We start from the raw sequence: 26931 nt of genomic DNA, 5'->3' as shown, positions 1-26931 counted from the left end.
GGTAAGAAGAAGATAACCGAGCGGAGCACATCCGCTCGGTTTTGTTGTGCATATGGTTAATGATACTAAGGTAACCTACAGCCAAAGGCTTAACGATCGACATTCTTAGGGGGAATCGAAGCGTTGTGGATATGGATTATGAACATGAAGAATCACAGAAGCCTAAACGAAGTGTGCTGAAATGGGTATTGCTTATTATAAGTATCGTTGTGCTGCTTGTTCTAGGAACGGCGTGTGGATTAGGTTTGCTTATCGCTAATGCGCTTCAGCCGGTTGAAGTATCAGAGCAGGAGGTCCGCGTATCCATTCCGCAAGGATCTAGCTCGATTCAGATCGCAGATGAATTGAAAGAAAAGGGACTCATTAAGAATTCTTCCATTTTCACTTATTATTTAAAATACAAAAAGCAAGGCTCTAAATTTCAAGCCGGCGAGTATGCGATGAAGCCAGGCATGACCTTTGTAGAACTGATTGATAAGCTCAACAAGGGAGATGTTGTGAAGGAAGAAATGGTTCGTATCACGATCCCTGAAGGTTATACCATCGACCAAATCGCTGCCAAAATAAGTGAACAGAGCACTTTGAAGAAAGAGACGTTTCTGGGGCTGGTTGATGACCCTGCGGGTTTTAAAAATGAGACAACCGCTTCGATTCCAGATAGTAAAAATGTAAGGCATCGACTAGAGGGTTATATATTCCCTGAAACGTATGAATTTAAGAAAGGTTCTACGGAGAAGGAATTCGTTGAGCGTTCGTTAGTTCAACTAGACAAAAAGCTTGCGACGCTTCCGACGGATTGGAAGGACAAGTTGAAAGCACGTAATCTCAGCATTCACCAAATGTTGACCATTGCTTCGTTGATCGAACGAGAGGTTGTTGTCGATAGTGAGCGTGCACTCGTTTCAGGTGTCATTGTGAACCGTTTGAAAATGAACATGCCTCTGCAGATCGATGCGACGGTACAGTATTTATTTGATAAGTCGAAGGAACGTTTATTGGAAAAGGATCTTCAGATTCAAAGTCCGTATAATACGTATTTGAATACAGGATTGCCTCCAGGCCCGATTGCCAGTCCTAGTCTTGCTTCGATAAAGGCGGCGATCTATCCGGAAGAAACGAAATACGTCTTCTATGTCACCAAAAAGGATGGAACCATGGGTCATTTGTTTGCAGAAACATTTGAAGAACACAAGAAGAATATTGCAAATAGTAAAAAGGCCACGAATTAAGCTGACAGAAGGTAGGTAAGCATGACGTGAATAAACCAGAATTAGTCATCAGCTGCGGTTCGATTGCGGAGTTGAAACAAATGATACTTGCGGGTGCGGATGCAGTTATTATAGGGGAAGATCGCTATGGGCTTAGATTGCCTGGCGAAGTGAAGCTGAATGAGATCGGGGAAGTAGTCGCTTGGGCCCATGAACGTAATGCGAAAGTATACGTAGCAGTTAACAATATTTTAGATAATCAAACACTTGAAGGTTTAAAAGAGTACTTAGCTGCCTTACAGTCTTATGGCGTAGACGCCATCATCTTTGGAGATCCTGCTGTCGTCATGACGGTTCGCCAGTTAACTGAGCCATTGCCGCTGCATTGGAATGCTGAGATGACCTCGACGAATTATGCAACAGCGAATTATTGGGGGAAGCAAGGCGCAGTCCGTGTTGTACTAGCGAGAGAGCTGAACATGGAGCAGGTGATTGATTTTAAAGCGAAGTCAGAAATTACTGTAGAAGTTCAAGTGCATGGGATAACGAATATTTATCATTCCAAGCGTGAGTTGGTCAAAAATTATATGGCGCATCAGGGAAATAAGCCGGAAGAAGATCGTTCGAAAGAACGGGGATTATTTCTTATCGAACACGAACGCCGTGATCAACGCTATCCCGTCTACGAGGATCGCAATGGTACGCACATTATGAGCTCTGAAGACTTCTGTATGCTGGAAAATTTACCAGAGCTGATCGATGGAAATATCGACAGCTTGAAAATCGAAGGGTTGCTCAAATCCTCGCAATACAATGAAACGGTCGTAAAAAGCTATCGCGCCGCAATTGACGCCTATGTTGCTAATCCCGAAGGCTATGAGTTCCAGCAGGAATGGCTGGATGCCATAATAGCGCTGCAGGATCCCGAGCGTGAGTTGAGTTTCGGATTTTTCTATAAAGAACAGGTATATTGATTCAAGAAAGAAGGTGCTCTCCCAGATGACTACAGCCGTAGAAGCACGAGCCAGGGGCAGACGTGTAAGACTTGATAAGCCAGAGCTGTTAGCTCCAGCAGGTAATTTAGAGAAGCTGAAATTTGCGATCCATTATGGCGCAGATGCTGTATATATTGGTGGTCAGAAATATGGTTTGCGCTCCAACGCTGACAATTTCTCCAAAGAAGAAATGCGTGAAGGGGTCGAATTTGCGAAGCAATATGGCGCCAAGGTATTCGTGGCAACGAATATCTATGCTCATAATGAGGATATTGAAGGCTTGGATGAGTACTTGCGAGGGTTGCAAGAGGTTGGTATCTCGGCGATTATTGCTGCAGATCCCATTATCATGGAAACATGCAGACGTGTTGCCCCTGAGCTTGAAGTTCACGTAAGTACGCAGCAATCGGTGATGAATTGGCAAACCGTTCAGTTTTGGAAGGATCAAGGGATTGAGCGTGTCGTATTGGCACGCGAGGTTAGCATGCAGGAAATCGATGAAATCAAGGCACATGTGGATGTCGAAATTGAAGCCTTTATTCATGGCGCTATGTGCAGTTCGTATTCGGGCCGCTGCGTCTTGTCCAATCACTTTACGGATCGCGATTCGAACCGCGGCGGCTGCTCGCAATCGTGTCGTTGGAAATACGATCTATTCACAAAGGATCAGCCGCTTGACGCGCCATTAGCGACGGATTTCCCTATGTTTGCAGAGGATGACGATGCATTTACCATGGGATCAAAGGATTTAAGTATGATTGATCACATTGCGGATATGATTGAATCGGGTGTAGATAGCTTCAAAATTGAAGGCAGAATGAAGAGTATACATTATGTGGCAACGGTCGTGAATGCCTATCGTCAGGCGATTGATGCTTATTTCGAGGATCCAGCACATTTCGTGCTCAATCCTGTGTGGCAGGATGAAATTCACAAAGCAGCGAATCGACCCTTGAATGATGGATTCTTTTATGAGGCGCCTGGCCATGAGGATCATATTTTCGAACCAGAGGATAAGGTCATTGGTTTCGATTTTGTAGGTTTGGTCATGGGGTATAACACAGAAACAGGTGTTGCCCTTATTCAGCAAAGAAATCATTTCAAGCCAGGCCAAGAGATTGAGTTTTTTGGTCCGAATGGTACGCATTTTAAGCAAAAAGTTGACGTAATTCAAGATGAAGCGGGTCAAGAATTAACCGCAGCAAGACATCCGTTACAACTGGTTCAGCTAAAAACAGAGCATCCTGTAAAAAAATGGGATATGATTCGGAAAAAAACAGGAAAATAGTACCATGGAAGCTTTATCCAGTGTAGGTTATATTGGAGAAAGCTTCATTTTTTTTATTCTTTTGGATCGTATTATAGAGGATATTGGAAATGAATGTCGAAATTCATCTGTAACAAAGAATGTAAACCTTTTCATTAAGTCCTTTATGTAAGAAAAGGTTAATTAGAAACTAATGGTGGTGAACGAAATGACAAAAAGACTTCAAGGTATCCGCTCTATTTTAAACAAAGTAGTTCAAGCAACTGGTCAAGTTCGAAGGGGTCGAAATGTTGACACAGCAGGTGGGTCAGCTTCACCAAATGGTACATATGCATTCAAAGGTCCGAATAACTTGAAGCTCGGAAGTCCAGTGAAATCAGTTGGTATGAAGTTATTTCTGATGTTTTTCGTAAGTATCCTGTTTTTCGTTCTTACGGTAGGTATGATTTCGTATTCAGTCTCCAAAAGTGTTATTAAGAACAAAGTATCCGAATCCAGTTTACAAACAGTTACACAAGCTGGACAGAAATTAGATTTCCTTTATCAAACCTTTGATGATGTATCACTACAAATTATGCTTAATAAAGAGCTGCAAGATCTACTCGATAAAGTTCCAAATTTAGAGCCATCCTCCTATGAAGCACTTGATGTTACGCGTCAATTAACTGAGAAATTAAATGTGATTACCTTCTCGAACAAATCGATTAAAACGCTTCACTTGTATCGCCCAGATGGTAAACTTATTGTTATTACAGGTGCTGGCGGCAGTTCATTATCTGAAAAAACGAATGAAACAGAGTGGTTTAAACGTACCGTCGAAAACGGTGGCAAAGTGACATGGCAGGATAGTCAAGCCAAAGGTTACTCGAGCAGCTCCACGAATACGTTTGCGATCAGCCGTCTGATGCGTAATACGTTGACGAACTCGTCAACAGCCATTCTAGTTCTAGAGCTTAGTACAGACATTTTGACCAAAGAATTAAGCGGAATGTCCTTAGGGGATGACAGTAATGTCTTCATTACAACTGCGGGGAATAAGAATATTGCGCTAAAAGATATGAATGAGATTGGTAAAGATGCAAGCATCCAACTGTCCAAAGAGCAGCTTGAAGAAGAGCATGGCTCCTTTATTTCGAAGGATGATCACTTGGTTGCTTTTTATAAATCAAATGTATCTGGTTGGAACCTTGTAGGTGATATACCTGTAGGTTCGCTAGTTAAAGACGCGAAAAAGATTTTCAATTACACGCTCCTTATTGCCTTATTTGCTGCGATCGCAGCTGTTATTATCGGTATTATTGTGGCTCGTATGATCGGTAGCCCGCTGATTAATCTTCGTAACCTGATGCAGCAAGGTGCCAAAGGGAAACTTACTGTTCGCGCCAATTATAAGTCGCAGGATGAGATTGGGCAGCTGGGAGCCAGCTTCGATGTGATGATGCAACAGATTACGACACTTGTACAGCAAACGAGCACATCTGCTCAGGCCGTGTTTGAAACGGCACAAGAGTTGACGTATTCATCGAAAGTAACTTCTACAGCAGCAAGAGAGATCGCTGTAGCGACAGACGAGATTTCGAACGGTGCAGGCGGATTAGCGACAGAGTCTGAGAAGGGCAACGAGCTAACGCACCATATCGGCATTCAAATGAAGCAAGTAATTGAAGCTAACCTTGAGATGGGTACGGCAGCGGCTGATGTTCAAACCTCAAGTGAGCTTGGAACGAAGTATATGTCAGAGCTCATTTCCAAAACGAACCTGACGGAAGAAATGATTCGTTCTATGGTTGAAAAAGTAGATCGTTTGAAAGATAGCACGCGTTCCATTCGTAAAATTCTAGACGTTTTGAATAATATGACGAAGCAAACGAACATTTTGTCCTTGAATGCGACAATTGAAGCAGCACGCGCAGGCGCAGCCGGCAAAGGATTCATGGTCGTAGCCGATGAGATTCGTAAGCTAGCTGACCAATCAAAGCAATCTATTGACGTTGTTGGTCAAATCACTGAAACGATTCAAAGGGAAATCGATGAGACGGTTAAAGTGCTTTCAACGGCAACACCAATTTTCCAAGAGCAAATTTTGGCTGTTAAAGAAGCCGACACGATTTTCAAACAAGTAACGAATCATATGGGTGGCTTTATTGTTCAGTTGAGCACCGTTAGCGATTCCATTTCCACATTAGAACAATCACAAGTGGTTCTGTCTGATGCAATGACGAATGTCAGCGCAGTTGCTGAGGAATCACTGGCAACTTCCGAGGAAGTTGCTTCCCTTAGCTCCGAACAGCTAAGCATTAGTGATGGTTTGGTGAAATTGTCGGACAAGCTAGATTTACTGTCCAAATCACTTACGGATACATTATCCAAATTCGAAGTATAAGGCCAAGCCCCACATCCACTCTCCATTAGGAGGGTGGATTTTTTTGTCCTTTTGCCTAGCTGAATCGGTTTGACGTGATGCCTGAATGCCGATACTGGAAGCAGATGCGGTCATGTTGGATGTCAAAAGGGGTTTGTACAATGAGAGATAATCAATTATCAGCGAATGAAAAAAGACGTATGTTTCTGATGCTCATTCTGATTCTGCTATTATTTATTAGTATTCTAGGTAAGCTATTCTGGATCCAGATCGCTGCCACGGAAAGCTATTCATCTCGAGGGATTAATCTGGTGACAAATTCCGTGATACAGCGACAACGCGCGCTAGTATTAGAAAGCGGGAGAGGCGAGATTGTAGATCGGAATCTCCAGCCTATGACGGGGAAAATCGTGAAAGCGTTAGTCGCCTTCCCGATTAACAGTGAATTTGCAATGAATCAGCAGGAAGTGAATCAACTAGCACGTATTTTGCAGACGAATAAAGAAAGCTGGGTATCATTTACTCGTAATTTGAAAGAACCTCAAGTATGGGGGACGCAAGATGGGGGGAAGGCACTTTCGCTAAGTGATTCACAAGTGAAAGGGATTGATGGACTAAGCTTACCGAACGTAAAGGTTGTAGAGATGGAGGACCGCTATCCAATAGGTATGACGGCACGGCAGCTAATTGGCTTTATCGGGCAAAATCCTGATCGTGTTATGCAAATATACAGCTCGGATTTGGAAAAAGGCAGAGTTGCGCTTACGTCGAAAATAGGGGGATCCGGATTGGAGAAGTCGTTCGACGCATGGCTTCGCGGAGTAGGTGAAACCTCGATTTCATACTTTACAGATGCAGGGAAAAGACCCCTAGCTGGTTTGGATGCTCGGATGATTGCTCCGGATAACTCGTTCTACCCTGTAAAGTTAATCACGACCTTGGATGGCCGCGTGCAACAGCAAATAGAAGCCTTAATGGATAAGCTAGGTATTCGCGAAGGAGCGGCAGTCGTGCAAGAAGCAGCACATGGGGATGTGATTGCCATGGCAAGTCGGCCTAATTATAATCCCTTACAGGTGGACCTGGCTAGTAATAATTGGAGTAATTATGCTCTCAAAGCGACAGCGCCTGGCTCGATTTTCAAAACCATTGTAGCGGCAGCTGCGTTGGATGAAAAGGTCGTTACTCTTACGGAAACCTTTGATTGCGAAGGTGCACTTGGTAAGTATGGCTTTACTTGCTGGAGGAAAGACGGGCACGGACCTTTAACCTTAGAGGAGGGTTATGCGCAATCGTGTAATATTGTATTTGCGAACGTCATGCAGCGTCTGACAGCCGCTCAATTAGAGGAATATGCGAATAAGCTAGGTGTCTTGAATGAAGTTGGCTGGACAGGGAAAACCGACATGAGGGATGTTTTTGAACAATTTGATTCCGAGGAGACAGGGCAATTATTTGCTGCGCATACGTCTAAGAAAGATGAGGGAGTTTTGATGCAAACGGCAATTGGACAAAGGGATGTCAGGATGACCCCATTACAGGCGTCTAATATGATAGTAACCCTGCTGCATGACGGTAAGGGCTTCGAACCTCGAGTTGTTCAGGAAATCCGTTATCAAACCGGTCGTGAGATGGAGTCATTCCCCGTAAAAGCCTTATCTTCGGAGGATGGCAAAATATCAGCTGCCACTAGTCGGACTCTTCTTAGTTGGATGAGGGAGGTTGTTACTGAGGGGACAGGTCAAGGTTTGCAAAGCGCAAAGTGGAAGCTGGCAGGTAAGTCAGGAACAGCACAAATCCAAAATGGGAACCAAGAGAAAGTGAATCAATGGTTTATTGGCTACGGCCCCGTGGCTGCTCCACAATATGCGGTATCTGTTGTCATCAAAAATACGGATCCAACTGAAAGTAATAAAGCTATTCCTTTATTTAAAGGGATCATGGACATTTTGGCGAGCCAAGGGTTGTCAAACAGTAAATAAAAGGTATGATGGAAGTTAAGCCTATTTGGCTGCCTATGCTGCCCACACATACTAAACTCAGGAGACCTAACATTATGGCGACCCAACTGCCTTCATCCTTACGAATTCTAGATCGTTCAAATGACACAGAACCTAAACCGATTTTATATGCATTTGCCTTAGAGGAGCTATTATGCCGTGCAATTGGGCATGGGACGCCTCCCATCCTACATATTTGGCGGCACCCGCGTGCATTCGTCATGGGGCTAAGAGATAGCAGGCTACCAAGCGCAGCGCAAGCAGATGAATGGCTGCGGAATCAAGGCTATGATACAGCCGTGCGCAACTCTGGAGGAGCAGCTGTGCCTTTAGATGCGGGAGTGGTGAATATGTCCTTGCTCATACCAAAGGAAGCAGGAGACATGGAGCATCGCAAGGATTTCGATCTCATGGTGGATGTGATCAGACATGTGATGGCTTCTATCACGGATCGTATTGATCAAGGGGAGATCATCGGCTCCTTTTGCCCAGGAGAATTCGATCTGAGTATTGGCGGCCGCAAATTTTGCGGAATCGCTCAGCGCAGACAACAGCTTGCCATTTCCGTACAAGCTTTCTTGATCGTAGAAGGCCGCGGCGAGGAGAAGGCTGCATTAGCTAGAGGATTTTATGAGAGAGCCGCAGAGTCAGCAACCAAGCAGGACTATCCCATTGTCGTACAGGAAAGTATGTCGAGCTTAGCTGAGTGCTTACACCTGCCAATAACAGCGGAGCAATTTGTGGAGCAGTTGCGACAGGTGTTGGGCAGCGCAGGGTTTCCGTTTAGCCAAGCTGAGGACATCGCAGGGTATCCCACTGAATCGCAGGTGCATGACATGATCACTTTGATGAAGGAACGCTATGCGATCTCATCCTAAAAAATAATGAAGCGCGGCTGGCAACTCAACTTGCCAAAAGCCCCATATATGCTTGCCAGGTTTCTCTATATAGTGAAGCGTGGCATTTTTGTCTTGCAAAAAAGTGTGTGTCAGTCTGTTTTCTCGGACGAAGTCGAAGGTACCGCGCTCTGTAGTCACGTCTGTTTCATCTGTTCCAATCAGCATATATAGCTCTAGCCACGATAAGTCGTCTTCTTGCTTAATTCTTTCGCGCGTGATGTCGAAAAATGCGCCTGACAAGGATATAACTCGGCAAAAAAGGCTAGGATAATCTAAGGCGAGATGCAAGGAAACTGTGCCTCCAAGCGAATCGCCTGCAAGAATACGTTCCGTTCGCTCTGTGCGGACTGGATAACGGCTTTCTACATAAGGGAGCAGTTCATCTGCGAAGAATTGACAGTAGGTATCGTGTCGCTCCCCTTCAGGCGCATATTCGGAGGTTCGATTCGTGATATTCACGTCGACACCTACCACGATGGCAGGCTCCAGATCCTCATCTAGGATTAACCTTGTAAGGGTTGTAGCAATTCGACCGAAATTAAAGAACTGTTCACCATCTTGACAGTAAATGACTGGATAGGAAAGCAGTTCGTTATAGCCAGGGGGGAGATAGATCCGCAGGGGACGATTTTCTCCGAGCAGGCTCGAGGTTATTTCATCTTTTACAATAGTACGCTTGTACAAACGGGAGTCATCTGACATCGTGGATCTCCTTCACAATTGAGGTAGGTGTATTATAGCAGTTGTTGTTTCCCTTTAAACTGTATTATATATTTTGTTAAACTGTACTATTCACTGACAGTAAAAAAGGTGAGATACCCCGTCGTTGCTGGTGTACAATTCACCAAAACAGGATTATAATAATACTATAACAGAAGTCCAGATAGTAGGCACCAAAATCATATAAGAGGTGAAATGGTATGAGTAAGCCACTTGTCAGCCAAGCAAATTATGAAGTGACCACAGAAAAGGTTGAGCCATTGCAGGTTCTTGCTCCAGACGGCACAGTCGTAAATCCCGATAAAATGCCTAAGCTTAGCGATGAACAACTAAAAGAATTAATGAGAAGAATGGTATTCACACGCGTATGGGATGAAAGAGCAGTTAATCTAGGTCGTCAAGGCCGTCTTGGTTTCTATGCACCAGTTTCTGGTCAAGAAGCATCCATGATTGGCAGCGAATTCGCCCTGAATAAAGACGATTTCATTTGCCCAGGTTACCGCGATATGCCGCAATTGGTATGGCACGGTCTTCCGCTATATCAAGCATTCTTGTATTCCCGCGGTCATCAACATGGCGGACAAATTCCGCAAGACGTTCATGTACTTATGCCGCAAATTATTATCGGCGCACAAATTCTTCACGCAACTGGCGTAGCTATGGCTTTCAAAAAGCGCAACCAACCGCGTGTAGCGATTACTTACACAGGTGACGGCGGAAGTTCCGAAGGTGACTTCTATGAAGGTATGAACTTTGCAGGGGCATTTAAGCTGCCTGTCATTTACTTTGTACAAAACAATGGTTACGCGATTACAACACCTTATTCGAAACAAACAGGAGCACTTTCTGTTGCACATAAATCCGTTGCTGCAGGTATCAAAGGCGTGCAAGTAGACGGCATGGACGTTTTAGCTGTTGTTCAAGCGGTTACGGAAGCGGCTGAAAGAGGACGCAGAGGCGAAGGCGCTACGTTGATTGAAGCATTGACATACCGTTTCCGTCCACATTCCTTGGCCGATGATACAACGAAATACCGTACGAAAGACGAAGAGTCCGATTGGGAGCCAAGAGATCCGCTTACACGTATGCGTTTGTTCTTGACGAAGAAAGGTCTTTGGAGCGAAGAAGAAGAAGCTGCCGTGAAGGAAGAAGCGAAAGCTACTGTTGCTGAGCACATCAAGAAAGCAGAAGAAACAGAGAAAATGACAGTCGCTGGTTTGATCGACTCCATGTTCGAAGTGACACCTTCACATTTGGAAGAACAAAAAGAACTGTATAAATAGAGAGTAAACGTACGAAACAAGTTTTAACTTTAGGAGGCACAGAGTAGTCATGGCACAAATGACAATGATTCAAGCGATAAAAGACGCGATGCGCGTAGAATTAGAAAGAGATCCTAATGTTATTTTGTTCGGTGAAGACGTTGGTAATGTTGGTGGCGTGTTCCGTGCGACAGAAGGTTTGCAAAAAGAATTCGGCGAAGAGCGTGTATTCGATACGCCTCTGGCTGAGTCCGCAATCGGCGGACTTGCGGTTGGTTTAGGCGTACAAGGCTTCCGCCCAATCGCTGAGATCCAATTCGTAGGTTTCATTTACGAAGCACTTGACCAAATTTGCGTGCAAGCGGCTCGTATGCGTTACCGTTCTGGCGGTCGTTATAACTCTCCAATCGTATTCCGTACACCATTCGGTGGCGGTGTTAAAGCGGCTGAGCTTCATACCGATGCACTAGAAGGTCTACTTGTTCAAACACCAGGTATTAAAGTAGTTGTTCCTTCCAACCCTTACGATGCAAAAGGACTTCTTATTGCAGCTATTCGCGATAATGACCCTGTTTTCTTCATGGAGCATTTGAACTTATACCGTGCATTCCGCGGCGAAGTACCAGAAGGTGAATACACCGTAGAACTGGGTAAAGCAAATGTGGTTAAAGAAGGTTCCGACGTTACGATCATTACTTACGGCGCCATGGTTCACACATCCATGAAGGCTGCTGAAGAAATTGAAAAAACAGAAGGCGTGAAAGTCGAAGTTATCGACCTTCGTACACTTCTTCCATTGGATATCGATACAATTGTAACTTCCATTAAGAAAACAAATCGCGCGATTATCGTTCAAGAAGCACAAAAAACGTCTGGAGTAGCTGCAGAGGTTATTGCTCAAATTAACGAAAAAGCGATTCTTCATCTGGAAGCTCCAGTTCTGCGTATTGCGCCACCAGATACGGTTTATCCGTTCGCACAAATCGAAGATGCTTGGTTGCCAAGTCCAGCAAGCGTTATTGCTGGAATTAAGAAAGTTCTCGAATTTTAATTCACCTAGTCGAAGGTAACAGGAGGTCGTACACGTGGCATTGTTTGAATACAAGTTCCCAGAGCTTGGTGAAGGCATACATGAAGGCGAGATCGTAAAAATGTTAGTTAAAGCGGGTGACACCGTAACTGACGAAACGATTCTTATGGAAGTACAGAACGATAAAGCAGTCGTTGAAGTTCCTTGTCCTGTAGAAGGCAAGATCGTCAGCGTTGCCGTCAAAGATGGACAAGTGTGCACGATCGGTGAGCTCGTGATGACGATCGAAGTGACAGGCGAGATGCCTGCTGCTTCTATGCATCACGGTTCCAGCCACGCGGCACCAGCCGTGGCGGTAGCAACTCCGCCTGCTGCGGCACCAGCGCCGGCAGCAGTAGCGGTAGCAGCGCCTCCGGCCGCTGCAGCTGTACCAGCAGCCGCGCCAACAGGTGGCGCGGGCCGCGAAGTGCTTGCGACGCCTAGCGTGCGCAAGCTGGCAAGAGAGAAAGGCATCACACTCGCAGAGGTGACGCCTACAGGGAAGCACGGCCGCGTAACACGCGAGGACGTGCTTGGCTTTACAGGAGCAGGCACTGTGAGTGCTCCTGCAACAACAGACGCAGCTCCAGCAGCGTCTGAAACAACAGCAACACCTTCAGCTAGCGCGCAGGTCGTAACAGCTGGCGATCGCGTCGAAGAACGGATTCCGTTCAAAGGCATCCGCAAAATCATCGCGAACGCGATGGTGAAATCGGTGTACACGGCTCCGCACGTGACATTGATGGATGAGATCGACGTGTCGGCACTTGTCGCTCTTCGTGAGCGTACGAAGCCGCTCGCAGAGAAAAAAGGCGTGAAATTGACGTACCTTCCTTTCATCGTGAAAGCATTGGTTGCAGCTTGCCGTCAATTCCCGGTCATGAATGCGATGATCGACGAAGAGAAGCAAGAAATCGTCTACAAAAAGTACTACAATATCGGGATCGCAACAGATACAGAGAACGGCTTGCTCGTTCCAGTTATCCATGATGCTGACCGTAAAAACGTATGGTCGATCGCTTCTTCGATCAAAGATTTGGCTCTTCGCGGACGCGACGGCAAATTGGCGGCGAATGAATTGAAAGGCAGCACGATCTCCATCACGAATATTGGTTCCGTTGGCGGTATGTTCTTCACCCCGGTTATCAACTTCCCAGAAGTTGCGATCCTAGGTGCAGGCCGTATCACGGAGAAGCCTGTTGTGAAAAACGGACAAATCGTTGCCGCACACGTAATGGCACTTTCCTTGAGCTTCGATCACCGTATCGTCGATGGAGCGACAGCACAAAGCTTCTTGAACTACATCAAACAGCTTCTGGCTGATCCAGAGCTTCTCGTCTTGGAGGTGTAACAGCATGGTTGTAGGAGATGCTTCTTTAGATATAGATTTGTTGGTCATCGGTGCAGGCCCTGGCGGTTACGTAGCCGCCATTCGGGCTGCTCAACTAGGTCAAAGCGTTCTTATTGTTGATAAAGACGCATGGGGCGGCGTTTGTTTGAACCGCGGCTGTATCCCTTCCAAAGCTTTGATTTCTGCAGCACACACGTATGAGCATGCTCAGCATGCGGATAGCATCGGTATTTCCGTAGAGAACGTGAAAGTGGACTTTGCGAAGGTACAAGCTTGGAAAAACAGCATTGTTGCCAAACAAACAGGCGGCGTAAGCGGCTTGCTCAAAGGCAACAAGATTCAAACCTTCCAAGGTGAAGCGATGTTTATCAACGAGCACGAAGCACGTGTGTTCAATGATGCAGAAGCACCGCGTTACCGCTTCAAAAACTGTATTATTGCAACGGGTTCCCGTCCGATTGAGTTGAAAGCTTTCCCTTATGGCGGAAGAATCATCTCTTCGACAGAAGCGTTGAACTTGCCTGAAATTCCGAAAAGCATGATCGTGATCGGCGGCGGCTATATCGGGATCGAGCTTGGTCAAACGTACGCGAAATTCGGAACGAAAGTAACTGTGTTGGAAGGCTCTGATCACGTGCTTCCAGGCTTCGAGAAAGAATTGACGAAGCTGGTTGCTAAGAACTTAGAGAAAGTTGGCGTAGAGGTTCATACTGAAGCGTTAGCGCAATCCTGCACGAAAACAGACAACGATGTAACGGTAACATTCACAGTTAAAGGTGAAGAGAAACAAGTCACTGCGGATTACGTTCTTGTAACCGTTGGTCGTCGTCCGAACACAGATGGCGAGCTTGGTCTAGACCTGATTAACTTGAAAATGACAGACCGCGGTCTAATCGAAGTCGATAACCAAGGTAGAACAAGCATTCCTCACATTTTCGCAATCGGTGATGTTGTTCCTGGTCTTTCCTTGGCGCACAAAGCTTCCTATGAGGCAAAAGTGGCGGCTGAAGCGATTGCGGGTCACGCAAGCATCGTTGATTACAAAGCAATGCCAGCAGTTGTTTTCTCCGATCCGGAAATTGCTGGTGTAGGTCTAAGCGAAACGGAAGCGAAAGCGCAAGGAATCAATGTTACCATCGGTAAATTCCCTTACGCGGCTAACGGACGTGCGAACTCTTTGAATGCGGCTCAAGGCTTCGTGAAGCTTGTCGGCGACAAAGAAACAGGCCAATTGCTTGGTGGTCAAATCGTAGGTCCAGAAGCTTCTAACTTGATCGGTGAGCTTGCTCTAGCTGTTGAGATGGGCGCTAATCTGGAAGATATCGCACTAACCATTCACGCACATCCAACATTAACAGAAATGATCATGGATGCCGCTGAAGGTGCGCTTGGACACCCGATTCATCAGCTTGGTAAATAGGTTTAATTTGGTTTCCATTACCTTTAGATAAAAGTCCCGAGAGTTGGCTGTAAAGCCGCTCTACGGGACTCTTTTAATTTAATGGGCGATATAAAGAGATGAGGCTAATTGACGCCCCGAATCGGCTGCTTATATAATTTGGAGAGCAAGTCATGCACGCTAAAATGTTGGGAGCGTTGAAGATGCATACATCGAAACCGATCGTATTCGGACACCGTGGTGCGGCTGGGGAAGCGCCAGAGAATACACTGGCCTCCTTTGCAGTGGCCTTAGAACAAGGCGCACAGGCTATTGAGCTGGATGTACATATCACGAAGGATGGCGAAATCGTCGTATGCCATGACGGAACCTTAGATCGAACGACGAATGGTTCAGGACTCATTTGTGATCATAATTGGAAAGACATTCAGCTACTAGATGCGGGAGCTTGGTTTTCGGAGAAATTCTTAGGGGAACGCATACCGCTCCTTAGTGAGGTGTTCGATTTAGTGCCGCGTGGCACGCTTATCAATGTGGAAGTGAAGCATGCCTATGAGGGACGAATGGAGAAGGAGCTGCTGGCGTTTTTGCGTGAGGCCAAGCGGTATGAGGACGTCGTTGTTTCATCTTTTGACCATAAAGTGATTCAGCGGTTAAAAAGGGCAGAACCTGCGTTGAAGGTAGGCTTGTTGTACGAAGCAAATCTCAGTGACCATGCCGGGTATGCGAAGCAAGTCGGTGTGGATATCTTTTCCTTGCATCCGTATTATCGCCACATTGCAAAAGAAGATGTTGCTTTGGCGAAAGAAGCGGGCTTTGCTGTTTATCCCTATACCGTTAATGAGTTATCCGATTACAAAATCATGATTGAAGCTGGAGTTTCCGGTATTATTACGAATTTCCCAGGCAGGCTGAGGGAGTATTTGGAAACATAACTAAGAATAAATGGACCGAAGCATACACATGCCGAGGTCTTATTTCTTTTTCGTGCATACAATGAACTATTGACAGACTCGATAGAGATACCAATAGGGGGAATTCCCATGTTCAAATGGATGTTCGTTACGCTAGTAAGGCCTCTTCTTTCGTGCTTGCGTTTGTTAGTGCGGGTAGCCTTTAAAGTGAAAGTGACGGGCATGGAGAATCTCGTTCTGACGGGTAAAACAGTGCTCATCCCGAATCACGTATCGTTGTTGGATGCGGTGTTGCTCGCCTTGATTTTGCCTAAGGACGCGGCATTTGTTGTTAATACGAACATTGCGAAGCGTTTTGCGTGGGCACTCCTTTTCAGAGCTCATATCGCGGTAGATCCGACGAATCCTTATGCTGTTCGCACAATGCTGAAAACGATACATGCAGGGATACCTCTCGTTATTTTCCCAGAAGGACGTATCACAACGACAGGTGGCATGATGAAAATATACGGCGGCATCGGGTACATTGCACTCCGAGCTCAGGCTCGTATTGTGCCGATCGCCATCCATGGTTTGGAGCATTCGAAGCTATCATATTTGCGTGGAAAAATAAAACAACGATGGTTCCCGAAGGTAGAGATCGCTTTTGGCGATGCGTTTCAAGTCCCGGCAGGGGATGAGCGGTTTACGAAGAAAGTTCAAAAGGAGCAGGCGACGGAGTTTATCCGCAATAAGCTGCTGCGACATCTCTTGGATAGCCGACTCGAGCCTGAGCATAATTTATTCAACGAGCTGCTGATGGCGGCTCAAAGGCACGGTCCAGCCACGGTCATTTGTGAAGATGTCCTGAGTAATTCTGCTTTGACGTATCGGAAGCTTCAATTGACTAGCTATACGTTGGCTATTCGGTTGGGGAAGCTTCTAGCAGAGCAGAAGCGGGTAGCCGTACTGTTACCCAATGCCGCGGGGCATGTGGTGACATTATTTTCGCTATACCGATTAGGGATTACGCCAGCGATATTGAATTACTCAGCCGGCCGGCAGGCTATGCTGGACGCTTGTGAAACAGCTGAAGTGAAGATGGTGTTGACGTCCAAGGCATTTATCGAGAAAGCGGGTCTTTCGGATTTTATCCAAGGTGCTAGCGGTTCCTTCAATGTTATTTATCTCGAAGATGTCAAGGAAGCGCTAAGCTTGAATGAGAAGCTTGCTGGCCTGTTTCACTTCTTACTACAGAAGAAAGGGCCAGTGGGTCCTGGTCAGAATGAAGTTGTTCTATTCACATCAGGCAGTGAGAGTAAACCGAAGGGTGTCGTTCTGACACATCGTAATATATGCGCGAATATTCAGCAGGCGAGGCTTGTCATCGCTTTTAATAGTTCAGACCGTGTGCTTGGCAGTATGCCCATGTTTCATTCATTCGGATTGACAGCGGGTACAATGCTCCCGATACTGACGGGGGTGAAGTTGGTTTTATATCCCAATCCCTTGCATTATAAAGTCATTCCAGAACTCGTGTATGATCGGAATATTACGATTCTATTCGGTACGTCAACGTTTCTAGGAGCGTATGCCAGAACGGCACATTCCTATGATTTTGCCCATTCGTTGCGGTATGTTGTAGCGGGTGCTGAAAGACTGAAAGATGAGGTTCGACAGGTTTGGCAGGATAAATTCGGCATTCGAATTTTGGAGGGCTACGGTACGACGGAGACGACGCCTGTTATTTCTCTAAACACACCGATGAATGTGAAAAAAGGCTCTGTTGGCAAAATACTGCCAGGGATAGACGCCGTTGTGGAAGAAGTGGAAGGGATTGCGACAGGTGGTCATTTGCTTGTTAGAGGTCCGAATGTCATGAAAGGATATTTGATTCATAGCAAGGGCTTCGTACCTGTTTCCGAGTGGTATAGCACCGGTGATATTGTTACCTTGGATGATCAAGGATACCTGTACATTCAAGCGCGTTTGCAGTCTTTTGCTAAAATCGGCGGGGAAAAAGTGTCCCTTCTGATGGTGGAAGAGCTCGTATCAAGGAGCTTGGTGGCACCTGCCGTCTGCGCTGCGGTACATGTGCCAGATCGACGAAAGGGCGAGCGAATCATCGTGTTTCATACGAGTAAGATGAGTCCGCTTGAAACGCTGCGTGAGTCGATGAGACAGGAGGGGCAACCAGCAATTTATATGCCTTCTGAGCTTCGGTATATCGATAAGCTGCCGCTGCTCGGTAGCGGAAAGATTGACTACGTGACGCTGAAGCAATGGGCATTGAAGAACAATGATGGGCATACCGATGGTGGAACACATGGGCATAAAGATGGAGGAACACCCACAGCTTAAGCTGTGGGTGTTGGTCTGATTACGGAAATGACAGCAGGAATGAGTTCGATTTGCAAAGGGGTGGAGCCTGCGAACTCCCCGTCTGCTTGGACAAGCAAGGGTTTCTCTGTCCGTATGGAAATAGACGTTCCTTTATAAAAAGAAACAGCAGGATGCTGAGTATGCTTACCTTGGTACACCGTGAAAAGAACAGGCAGAAGACGGAAGCGGCCTTTACTTTGAATGATTATAACATCTGCGATACCGTCGGTTGGGCTTGCTGTCGGGCAAATTTGAATTGAACCTCCGTAAAAAGGGATATTTGCAACGGCTGCTAGCCACATGTCAGGCAACTCATGTACGCTGCCGTCTACTTCTAACCATGCTGTTGAAGGTTGATAGGTTGCGAATACACGGAGTATAGAAATGAAATAGGATAGTTTACCTAGTCCTAGGCGGTTTAAGAGCTTTTTGTAGCTGGCTTCGTTTGTCAGTTTGGCAACCCTCCCGTCAAAGCCTGCGCCGATGCTATTCACAGCCACTTGATTGTGAACGGCTTGTAAGAGGTCAATTTGCACTGTACTGGGGGCATTTAAGGCGATTTGAAGAGCTTCAAGCGGATGATTAGGGATGCCATAGGCTTTGGCAAAATCATTGCCCGTTCCTGCTGGGATCACCGCGATGGGGCAGGTGGTTTCCTTGTTTTGAAGCTGCCAAATTCCACCTGCCGCCTCATGAATGGTACCGTCACCGCCAATAACGATAATTTTATGGACATCATGTTCTTGAATCAGGGTCATGGCATGTTGCGTGGCTTCACCAGCTTTTGTCGTCAATTTTGCTAGATAAGAGATTTGTTGTGCTTGGAGGTAGGATTGAATTTCGCTCCATATGTTAGCTCCTCTGCCATTGCCTGAAAGCGGGTTCACGATGATTCCGATTGATTTCATGGATATTTGCCCCTTATCTTTTCTCTGAAGTGGAAATATTTTGAAAGTGAATTGATTGTTGTATAAAGGTTTTTGATGAATTTTCTTTACATAAGGGGCACTGTTTTGTAAAATAAACCATAGGTAAATTAATTTTTCCTGATGTTAGATTTTATGTCATTTAAAAGACTACTTTGTGATTTACACTCGGGGGGAGAATGGTTAACTTTGAAATTCAATTCGAAATTAAGCAGCATGAATAGTACGGGAAAGCTGAACGTCAACCTGTCCATCCTTCGTCATCTTAAACTTCGTTTTAAGCTGTTGTTAATGAATGCGATAGCTATCTTATTCTTATTAATTGTAGGTATAACTGGCTATTATTATATGGACAAGATGTCTAGTAATTCTACTAGAATGTACGAGGAAAGTCTGCTTTCTGTCAAATGGATTAATCAAATAAAATCAAATTTCAATGAAACCGAATCGAATTTGCTTGAAATGATGCTGTCCACGGATGTGAAATATAAGGTCAAACTTAAAGCGAAGTTAGATGAGAACGCGGCTACAAATAAAGAATTAGTTACGAAAATTGCGGGAATTCCTCTTAATGAGGAAGAGGCCGGAGCCTTCAAAAGTTTCGAGGAGCTGAATCTGAAGTATCGTGAAGTCGTTACAAAAACGATCGAGCAAGCGACGCAAAATAATCAAGTTGCCTATCAAATCTATAACAATGAAGTATCCCCTCATGGTGATAAAACGGTAGAAGCGTTGGATATGCTCGTCGGACTCAAAGAATCCGCTGCTGAACAATTCCAGAAATCGAGCAGTTCCGATTCAGCCACTTCTCATTTGGTCATTATTTTAACGATCATCATCGCGATTGTGGTAATGACTTTGGGCGCATTGGCCCTGAACATGATCATTTCTACGCCAATTCGCAGACTTCAAGAAAACATGGAAAAAGCAGCTGACGGTGATCTGTCTGTTAAAGGGGACTACCCTTATGATGATGAGGTTGGTAAGCTAACCCATTCCTTTAATGTGATGACGGAGAGCTTACGCAGTTTGGTTATGCAGATTGCTGATAATGCGTTGACGTTATCTGCAAGTTCGGAAGAGCTGCTAGCGAGTTCGGAGCAAAGTTCTTTAGCAGCGAAGCAGGTGGCTACGTCAAGTCAGCAGCTGTCGGAGGATTTCGATAAGCAATTTGCTGGTGTGACACAAGCGAATGAGGCTGTTGGTCTTATGCTGACGAGTACGAAGCAAATTGATGAGTCTGCGCAAGTGGTTGCTACTCTCGTGAATCAAGCGACGCGAGCAGCTCAGAACGGAAAGCAATCCGTGGTGTCTATCGCGGGCCAAATGTCTGAGATATCCGAAGCGGTTCGTGATGTGAACGTGGTTATCGAAGCTTTGGGGCAAAATGCACACAAAATCGGTGAAATCGTCAATGTCATTAATGAGATTTCGACACAAACGAATCTGCTTTCGTTGAACGCAGCGATTGAAGCGGCACGTGCTGGGGAATCCGGGCGTGGCTTCGCGGTTGTTGCTGGGGAAGTGCGTAAACTGGCCGAGCAGTCGTCCACATCCGCACGTAACATTACGGATCTGGTGTTGACCATTCAAAGACAGATCAATCAAGCGGTAAGCTCCATGCATACAGGAGCAGGGAAAGTGCAAGAGGGATTGACGATTTCGGAGGAAGCGCAAGAATCGTTCGTACATATCGAGACTTCTGTCGAGAAAGTGAATGCGAAAGTGGAAGATGTGAATCGGAGCATTCACCAACTCGTGGATGCGAACTTGCGCATCGAGCAGGTGATGCGCATTGTGAGCTCCGTGTCGGAGACGGGGATTTCCGTTAGCCAAGAGACATCCGCTGCGAGCCAGCAGCAAATGTCGACCACGGAGGAAATCGAGAATTCCGCGAAGTCCTTAGCAGGACTGGCGGAGGAATTGCAAATTTCGTTGCAGAAATTTAAGGTGTAGAGTGGACCCGCGGGCATTGTGCCTGCGGGTTTTTGTGGTTTGGGGGAGGAGGCGTGAAGGGGACAAGCCCGAAGCTTATCGAAAAGTGCGCCGCTTATTGAGCACACGAACCCGTACCCCGTAATCCGTAACCAGGAAGCGCGCAACACCAAAATCCGCCCCCGACCACCTAATTATGATAAGGCCCAGGCGCGCGAAATAATGAAAATCATCACTACAGTCGGGGAAAGGCGAAAACTGATCTCTGTAGTGATGAAAAACACGCTTAGAGAAGGTGGAGAGCGCCGAAACCGCCGAATCCTTTGCTGAAATGATGAAAAACATCACTACAGACGGGGAAAGACGAAAACTGATCTCTGTAGTGATGAAAAACACGCTTAAAGAAGGTGGAGAGCGCCGAAACCGCCGAATCCTTTGCTGAAATGATGAAAATCATAACTACAGACGGAGAAAGGCGAAAACTGATCTCTGTAGTGATGAAAAACACGCTAAGAGAAGGTGGAGAACGCCGAAACCGCCGAATCCTTTGCTGAAATAATGAAAATCATAACTACAGTCGGGGAAAGGCGAAAACTGATCTCTGTAGTGATGAAAAACACGCTAAGAGAAGGTGGAGAACGCCGAAACCGCCGAATCCTTTGCTGAAATAATGAAAATCATAACTACAGACGGGGAAAGGCGAAAACTGATCTCTGTAGTGATGAAAAACACGCTTAGAGAAGGTGGAGAGCGCCGAAACCGCCGAATCCTTTGCTGAAATGATGAAAAACATCACTACAGTCGGGGATAGGCGAAAACTGATCTCTGTAGTGATGAAAAACACACTTACAGAAAGTGGAGAGCGCCGAAACCGCCGAATCCTTTGCTGAAATGATGAAAAACATCACTACAGACGGGGAAAGGCGAAAACTGATCTCTGAAGTGATGAAAAACACGCTTACAGAAGGTGGAGAGCGCCGAAACCCCCGAATCCTTTGCTGTTGGGGATTTATGAAACACATTAGCCCATCAATTGCTGAAGCGCTTCATCGGTTGGACGGAAGCATCTAATCCGCTTAATTCCTTTTCCGACGGGTTCAATGATCCTCTTCTCATGCATGGCTTTTAGTATTTGTCGTGCTTTCTGTTCTTTTACAGATAGTGCCTGACAAACATCGTTTGTTGTTAGGGATGTCTCAAGGTTAAGGGCATATCGCAAAACTTCCTTCTCCATGTAGTTCATCGAAATGTTTGAATCGCCTATTTCCATGCTAAGATAACGGCCCATGAATTGTTGTAATACTTGTTGACACATGCGCGGGCGATCTTTGATATCGTCGTAGGAGAAACGGAGTACTCTCCATCCATCGATGATGAGGTGGTTCTGGCGAAGGAGCTGATCGGAGAATTGGGTGCGGCTAATTTGCGAAGCGTGGGTTGTGAATCCATCAATTTCGATGACAAGTCTAAGTGTATGTTTGATAAAAGCAAAGTCAATGAATCGCGTGCCATCCCGGAAGTCTTTCACTTCATATTCGGGATGAAGGTCATTGAAATGTTTAAATGCAGGCCACCAAACATGCAAAAGAAATAGTTTCTCAGCATGACTGTGGCCCTCCAGCAGCCTGCGAAGAGAGTCACCTTTTCGAGTAGATGCGTGGTAAGTCATAAATCCTTCATGAGCTAATTCAAATGATCTTCTCAACTAAGTGCCTCCTTGAAATAAATAAAGCCGCTTCTCTAAATCAACCTAGGCTGAAATTAGAAAAGCGGCGTATTCTTTACGACCAACTATTTATATATAATAGCACACACACGCCGTATATCACCACAGTATTGACACACATATACAATTATTATATAATACTAAAGTTGATTGAAATGAAACCATATAAACACTTCATATTTAGCCTCATTTACCCCACACGAACGATTAGCGAGAAGAAAGTAACCCCCTCTCCTTGTTTGTTTTTCTCCCAATGCGCAGTCCATCAGCTCATTTATGGTAAACCCGAGGCAACGTAAGTGTTTCGGCAGTAAGTGTTTGTAACGCAATTCGCACTGGCGCGGTCATTGGAGCCGCAAGGATGAAAGAGAGGTAGGGCTTTCATTGTTTTGATTCCAACACATGAATTACGCAATTTCATAGAGATCAATTGATAGTAGATAGATCGTTTTCGTGCTGATGAGGTGCGGGAACGATTTTTTATGTTGTGCTTTTGTAGTCGGACCCTTGTTTTTGCACTTTTGTGATAGAAATCGTCTAATGGCTGGTGAATCCTGCCTAGTTCCTTTACAATAAAATAAAATCAACCGATGGTTTGTTAAAAATGTTAGTGAAAAGAGGCACAACTACCGATGACCGAACATCGCTTTGAGCTCAAAGCAACATGGACTGGCGGGCTAGACGGAACGGGCCACATTCAGGCGGGAAGCCTCACAACGCCAATTTCCGTTCCAAATGAATTTGATGGTCCAGGCATCGGATCGAATCCGGAAGAAATGCTGCTCGGTGCCGCGGCAACCTGTTACATCATCACTTTAGGTGCGCTGCTCCAGCGGACAGGAATCCTTTCCCTTGAGCTCCACTCCAACATCTATGTACAGAACCGACCTACGATGAAAGTGAATGCGATCATTCACCGCCCCCTCATCACTGTGCCCCCTCAAACGACCGAAGCGCAATTGGATAAAATAAATAAAGCGGCCATTCGTGCTGAACAAACTTGTATGATTAGCAAGGCATTGCGAGGCAATGTACATATTAGCGTTGAACCAGATATTCGAATCTTGGATGTGTAGACAAGTCTATCTAGAAGGAGAGCAGCGCAGCGATGAATCTGAACAAAAAAGTATTTATCGGTTTTTTACTTTTCATTATCATCCCTTTATTCGTCCTCGGGTCAGCGGTGTACACAGTCTCCCAACAGCTTATTGAGAAGAAATATGGTGATTTAACAGAAGTAACGCTGCAAGCGATCTCACGAAATATTTATTACATGTTCAAGGAAGCGAACTATTTCTCCGATTTCTGGATGGTGAAAGATAGCATTCAAGGCATCTATCGTACGATAGATACCGTTAAGACGAACGCCGACTCGCTGTCCTCGTATGATTTGAATACGTTCGATACGCTGCTTCGCGGCTCAATCCTCACATACTCGCCTGTACAGTCGGTTGTCATTTATAACAATGCCGGCAAATCCTTCAGCGCAGGCCGCACGAGCGGAAGCACGATTCCATGGTCGACGATTCAGCAAAGTATGGCCTTCCAGCGCATTCAGGAGCTAAATGGCAGCCCTCTGTGGATTGGACCCTCCGAGTTCAAGGAGTTCGGTTCAGGCCGCGGGGAATTTTATCAAGCGCGAATGGTCAAGGATTTTTGGACGATGGATAACCTAGGGTATATGCTGCTGAAATTTAAATTTAATGAGCTGGATCAGATTTTCAAATCCTTCAATACGAATGAGCAAAGCTCCAAGCGGTATCTGCTGATCAACAAGAATGGCCTTATTTTTTACGATAATAAGCAAAGTTTAGATGGAGCCAATATTCTGCAATTAACGCAGGGTAAATTGGATCTCGGACTAAAGAATTACAGCTTTCAGGCCGATTTCCAAAATGAAAAAAGCCTCATTTCCCTGTATCATTTAAATATTAATCAGATGGGTGTTCAGGACTGGAGTGTCGTGTCCATAACCTCATGGAAATATGTCGCTGGGGAAATTGAGACGATTATGAAGCTCGTAGCGGGAATAACATTTATTTGTTTGTTCTTTGCACTGGTGTATAACCTCGTCTTCGTAAGACGGATTATTCAATTGATCTTACGCATGCTGTCCTCGATGAAAAAAGTAGAGCGGGGCGATCTGACTACGCGCATGGAAGTGAGCGGGAAGGACGAAACGACAGCGTTGGCGAGAGGATTTAACAGCTTGGTCTTAAGGGTCGAGGATCTTCTTGAAGAGGTGAAGCGTCAGCAAGACCGCAAAAACAAGGCGGAGCTTATGCTGCTGCAAGCGCAGATTAAGCCTCATTTCCTTTTTAATACACTCGAATCGATCAATGTGCTAGCCATCCAAAACCAAGGGAAGAAAGTCAGCCAAATGGTTGTTCGACTAGGGAATTTGCTGCGGATCGGGATGGAAAATCGGGAAGAAATTACCCTAAAGCAAGAGCTTGAGCATTTGCGCAGCTACTTGGAAATCCAGGAGTTCCGCTTTGAGGATCAGTTTCAATATACGATCGAGGCGCCGGACGAGCTGCTGTATGAGAATATTTTGAAGCTGACGCTTCAGCCTTTGGTCGAGAACAGCTTGCAACATGGCTTCGAACCGATTGATTATATGGGACTCATCACGGTGAAGGTTGTCGATGAAGGTGACCGGATTGGCTTGTACGTTACAGATAATGGCGTCGGGATTAGTAACGAAAAGCTAGCGAAATTCCATTATAAAACAGAGCTGGAGACGCCTTTTCATGAAATTCTGGAATCGAATGAAGAGCGGAGAGGGCTTGGCGTAAGCAATGTTGCGGATCGGGTCCGAATTCAATATGGTGAGCACTACGGGATGTTTATTTGTTCCCAAGAAGGTCAAGGTACGACGATGAAGGTTGTAATTCCGAAAAGGAAGAGGGATATCCAATGAGGTTGAAGGCCATTTTGGCGGATGATGAGCCTAACATTTTACGGAATTTGCAGGCGGTTATTCCATGGGAAGAACTCGAAATTGATATTGTAGGCAAAGCCAAAAACGGGCTTGAAGCCTTGGAACTCTGTGTTCAGCATATTCCGGATATCGTGATGAGTGATATTCGGATGCCGCAAATGGACGGAATTACGTTTATCCATAAGCTTCGGGAAATCAATGAGGACTGCACGGTGCTGATGGTGACGGGGTATCAGGATTTTGAATATGTTCGTTCGCTTCTGAGAGCGGGAGTAAGTGATTATATCCTAAAGCCGATCAATTACGAAGAGCTAGAGAACTCGATCCGTAAGCTGGCCCTCGAAATTCGAGCCAAAAAACAGAATCATCAGGAGGAGCTCCTTAAATGGGGGAGAATCAGAAGCTTGGCCTACGAGAAGATTTTGCAGGATATTATCTTGGACTATACCGATATCACAGCGAATACACAGCTTCCTATTGATCATGGTGATCTGGAGACGCTGAGATATGTATGTGTGATTATTGACGTGGATAATTACTCCCAGAAATCGTTGCTTTGGACAGAGCAAGAACGTAAGCTATGGAACTTCGCTGTGCGGAATGTCCTGCAAGATTCCTTGGCAGACGAGAAATCGCAGCTTACCGTTCTTCAGATGCGCGAAGGGGAATGGTCGCTGCTCATGGAATGGAAGGACGCAGACCCTAACATCGTCGAATCGAAGTTGAGTGATTTAGCAGCTAAGCTTCAGCAAAATGTTCTTCAATCTGTGAAGCTGGGCATCAGCGTGGGCTATTTTCCTGGGCCGATCGGATTGCAACAGCTTGCGGATACGTATAGAAAACTGCAACGATTCATGCAGCTGAATTTAGATAAGCGTCAATCCGTGCTTCTTTACAAAGAGACCAAAGAAACAGCGGACGCGAATAGCTCGCTTTGGTTTTTGGTAGAGGAAATTGTAACAGGACTGAAGCAGCTGAACCGTATCAAAACCGAAGATGCGCTTGCTCGTCTAAAGTTACTGCTGGAAGGTCTATCGGAGAGCTCCTTTGCTAGAGCTTATCAGATGCTGCACTATTTAATCCTGCATGTGCTGCGTGAGCTGCGCGAGATGAATGCACTTGATAGTCAAGAGGAAGAACAGATTTGGCGTGAGCTGGATAAAAGCGAAAGTATCCAGCATTTGCTGCAGGTTATGGTACAGCTTGTATCGATCGGGCTGGAGGGTACGAACAAGAAGAAGAATAGTGAGCTGCTGATGACGGCTGCCAAGGAATATATCCGAACGAATTATTCGACTGATTTTGGCATCGAGGATATTGCAAGCAGCCTAGGGATTAGCTCGAGTTATTTCAGTTTGTTATTTAAGCAGCATTTTGGGGAAACCTTTGTGGAGCATGTAACGAAGCATCGGATGGAGCAGGCGAAATCCCTGTTACTTCACAGTGACAAAAGCATTACCGATATTGGAAAATGCGTTGGCTACATCGAACGGCGTTATTTTACCAAAGTATTTCAGAAGTTTACTGGCGAAATTCCTTCCGAGTATCGGGATAAGCGAAAGGAAGGGAACTAGAGGAATTTGCCCCTAGATT

General features: G+C 45.6%; 19 protein-coding genes. 16 read left to right on the top strand and 3 right to left on the bottom strand.

Going from position 1 to position 26931, the window contains the following annotated elements:
- Positions 1 to 131: 131 nt before the first annotated feature.
- From mltG to AC58PQ_RS08815, 6 genes are all read left to right on the top strand, one after another.
- Positions 132 to 1229, top strand: coding sequence for an endolytic transglycosylase MltG (gene mltG, locus AC58PQ_RS08840; RefSeq protein WP_497241647.1), 1098 nt, complete (start codon positions 132 to 134; stop codon positions 1227 to 1229).
- 26 nt (positions 1230 to 1255) lie between these two features.
- A complete protein-coding gene (locus AC58PQ_RS08835) occupies positions 1256 to 2182 on the top strand; it encodes a peptidase U32 family protein (RefSeq protein ID WP_497241591.1) in 927 nt (308 codons plus the stop codon).
- A 25-nt stretch (positions 2183 to 2207) separates the two neighbouring features.
- Positions 2208 to 3491: a peptidase U32 family protein gene (locus tag AC58PQ_RS08830; protein WP_497241590.1), complete on the top strand. Its 1284-nt coding sequence runs from the start codon at positions 2208 to 2210 to the stop codon at positions 3489 to 3491.
- 187 nt (positions 3492 to 3678) lie between these two features.
- Positions 3679 to 5853 carry a methyl-accepting chemotaxis protein gene (locus AC58PQ_RS08825; RefSeq protein ID WP_497241589.1) on the top strand — a complete coding sequence of 725 codons (2175 nt, stop codon included), beginning with the start codon at positions 3679 to 3681 and terminating at the stop codon, positions 5851 to 5853.
- 140 nt (positions 5854 to 5993) lie between these two features.
- Complete coding sequence (locus AC58PQ_RS08820; protein WP_497241588.1) at positions 5994 to 7814, top strand: peptidoglycan D,D-transpeptidase FtsI family protein; 1821 nt, start codon at positions 5994 to 5996, stop codon at positions 7812 to 7814.
- Between the two features lie 74 nt (positions 7815 to 7888).
- Positions 7889 to 8710 carry a lipoate--protein ligase family protein gene (locus AC58PQ_RS08815; RefSeq protein ID WP_497241587.1) on the top strand — a complete coding sequence of 274 codons (822 nt, stop codon included), beginning with the start codon at positions 7889 to 7891 and terminating at the stop codon, positions 8708 to 8710.
- Here the strand turns inward: AC58PQ_RS08815 and AC58PQ_RS08810 are convergent.
- Positions 8702 to 9433: an alpha/beta hydrolase gene (locus tag AC58PQ_RS08810; RefSeq protein ID WP_497241586.1), complete on the bottom strand. Its 732-nt coding sequence runs from the start codon at positions 9431 to 9433 to the stop codon at positions 8702 to 8704. The two genes, AC58PQ_RS08815 and AC58PQ_RS08810, sit on opposite strands and share 9 nt — an antisense overlap.
- A gap of 218 nt (positions 9434 to 9651) precedes the next feature.
- On the opposite strand from AC58PQ_RS08810, the gene pdhA reads away from it, so the two are divergent.
- From pdhA to AC58PQ_RS08780, 6 genes are all read left to right on the top strand, one after another.
- Positions 9652 to 10734 (top strand): pyruvate dehydrogenase (acetyl-transferring) E1 component subunit alpha, encoded by a 1083-nt coding sequence (gene pdhA, locus AC58PQ_RS08805; protein ID WP_497241585.1) that lies wholly within the window; start codon positions 9652 to 9654, stop codon positions 10732 to 10734.
- 49 nt (positions 10735 to 10783) lie between these two features.
- Entirely contained in the window at positions 10784 to 11764 is a 981-nt protein-coding gene (locus tag AC58PQ_RS08800; RefSeq protein WP_477589338.1) for an alpha-ketoacid dehydrogenase subunit beta, read from the top strand.
- A gap of 34 nt (positions 11765 to 11798) precedes the next feature.
- Positions 11799 to 13133, top strand: coding sequence for a dihydrolipoamide acetyltransferase family protein (locus AC58PQ_RS08795; protein WP_497241584.1), 1335 nt, complete (start codon positions 11799 to 11801; stop codon positions 13131 to 13133).
- Positions 13134 to 13137: 4 nt separating this feature from the next.
- Entirely contained in the window at positions 13138 to 14553 is a 1416-nt protein-coding gene (lpdA, locus tag AC58PQ_RS08790; RefSeq protein ID WP_056610503.1) for a dihydrolipoyl dehydrogenase, read from the top strand.
- Between the two features lie 182 nt (positions 14554 to 14735).
- Positions 14736 to 15467: a glycerophosphodiester phosphodiesterase gene (locus AC58PQ_RS08785; RefSeq protein WP_497241583.1), complete on the top strand. Its 732-nt coding sequence runs from the start codon at positions 14736 to 14738 to the stop codon at positions 15465 to 15467.
- A 108-nt stretch (positions 15468 to 15575) separates the two neighbouring features.
- Complete coding sequence (locus AC58PQ_RS08780) at positions 15576 to 17786, top strand: AMP-binding protein (protein ID WP_497241582.1); 2211 nt, start codon at positions 15576 to 15578, stop codon at positions 17784 to 17786.
- On the opposite strand, the gene AC58PQ_RS08775 is transcribed toward AC58PQ_RS08780, so the two are convergent.
- Complete coding sequence (locus tag AC58PQ_RS08775; protein ID WP_497241581.1) at positions 17783 to 18715, bottom strand: diacylglycerol/lipid kinase family protein; 933 nt, start codon at positions 18713 to 18715, stop codon at positions 17783 to 17785. The two genes, AC58PQ_RS08780 and AC58PQ_RS08775, sit on opposite strands and share 4 nt — an antisense overlap.
- 207 nt (positions 18716 to 18922) lie before the next feature.
- Here AC58PQ_RS08775 and AC58PQ_RS08770 point away from each other — a divergent pair, with 207 nt between their 5' ends.
- Positions 18923 to 20689 (top strand): methyl-accepting chemotaxis protein, encoded by a 1767-nt coding sequence (locus AC58PQ_RS08770; protein WP_497241580.1) that lies wholly within the window; start codon positions 18923 to 18925, stop codon positions 20687 to 20689.
- A 1000-nt stretch (positions 20690 to 21689) separates the two neighbouring features.
- On the opposite strand, the gene AC58PQ_RS08765 is transcribed toward AC58PQ_RS08770, so the two are convergent.
- Entirely contained in the window at positions 21690 to 22373 is a 684-nt protein-coding gene (locus AC58PQ_RS08765) for an endonuclease domain-containing protein (protein WP_497241579.1), read from the bottom strand.
- Positions 22374 to 23026: 653 nt separating this feature from the next.
- On the opposite strand from AC58PQ_RS08765, the gene AC58PQ_RS08760 reads away from it, so the two are divergent.
- From AC58PQ_RS08760 to AC58PQ_RS08750, 3 genes are read left to right on the top strand one after another with little or no spacing between them, the layout of a single operon-like run.
- Complete coding sequence (locus AC58PQ_RS08760) at positions 23027 to 23470, top strand: OsmC family protein (RefSeq protein WP_497241578.1); 444 nt, start codon at positions 23027 to 23029, stop codon at positions 23468 to 23470.
- Between the two features lie 32 nt (positions 23471 to 23502).
- The gene (locus AC58PQ_RS08755) at positions 23503 to 25317 is read left to right on the top strand and encodes a cache domain-containing sensor histidine kinase (RefSeq protein WP_497241577.1); all 1815 of its coding nucleotides are present in this window, start codon (positions 23503 to 23505) and stop codon (positions 25315 to 25317) included.
- The gene (locus AC58PQ_RS08750; RefSeq protein ID WP_497241576.1) at positions 25314 to 26912 is read left to right on the top strand and encodes a response regulator; all 1599 of its coding nucleotides are present in this window, start codon (positions 25314 to 25316) and stop codon (positions 26910 to 26912) included. The genes AC58PQ_RS08755 and AC58PQ_RS08750 overlap by 4 nt, the downstream gene beginning before the upstream one ends.
- The last annotated feature ends 19 nt before the right edge of the window (positions 26913 to 26931 follow it).

Source organism: Paenibacillus sp. J22P143, from assembly GCF_059692035.1.
Note: the sequence above shows the minus strand (reverse complement) of the source record. Positions and strands in the feature narration are given on the sequence as shown.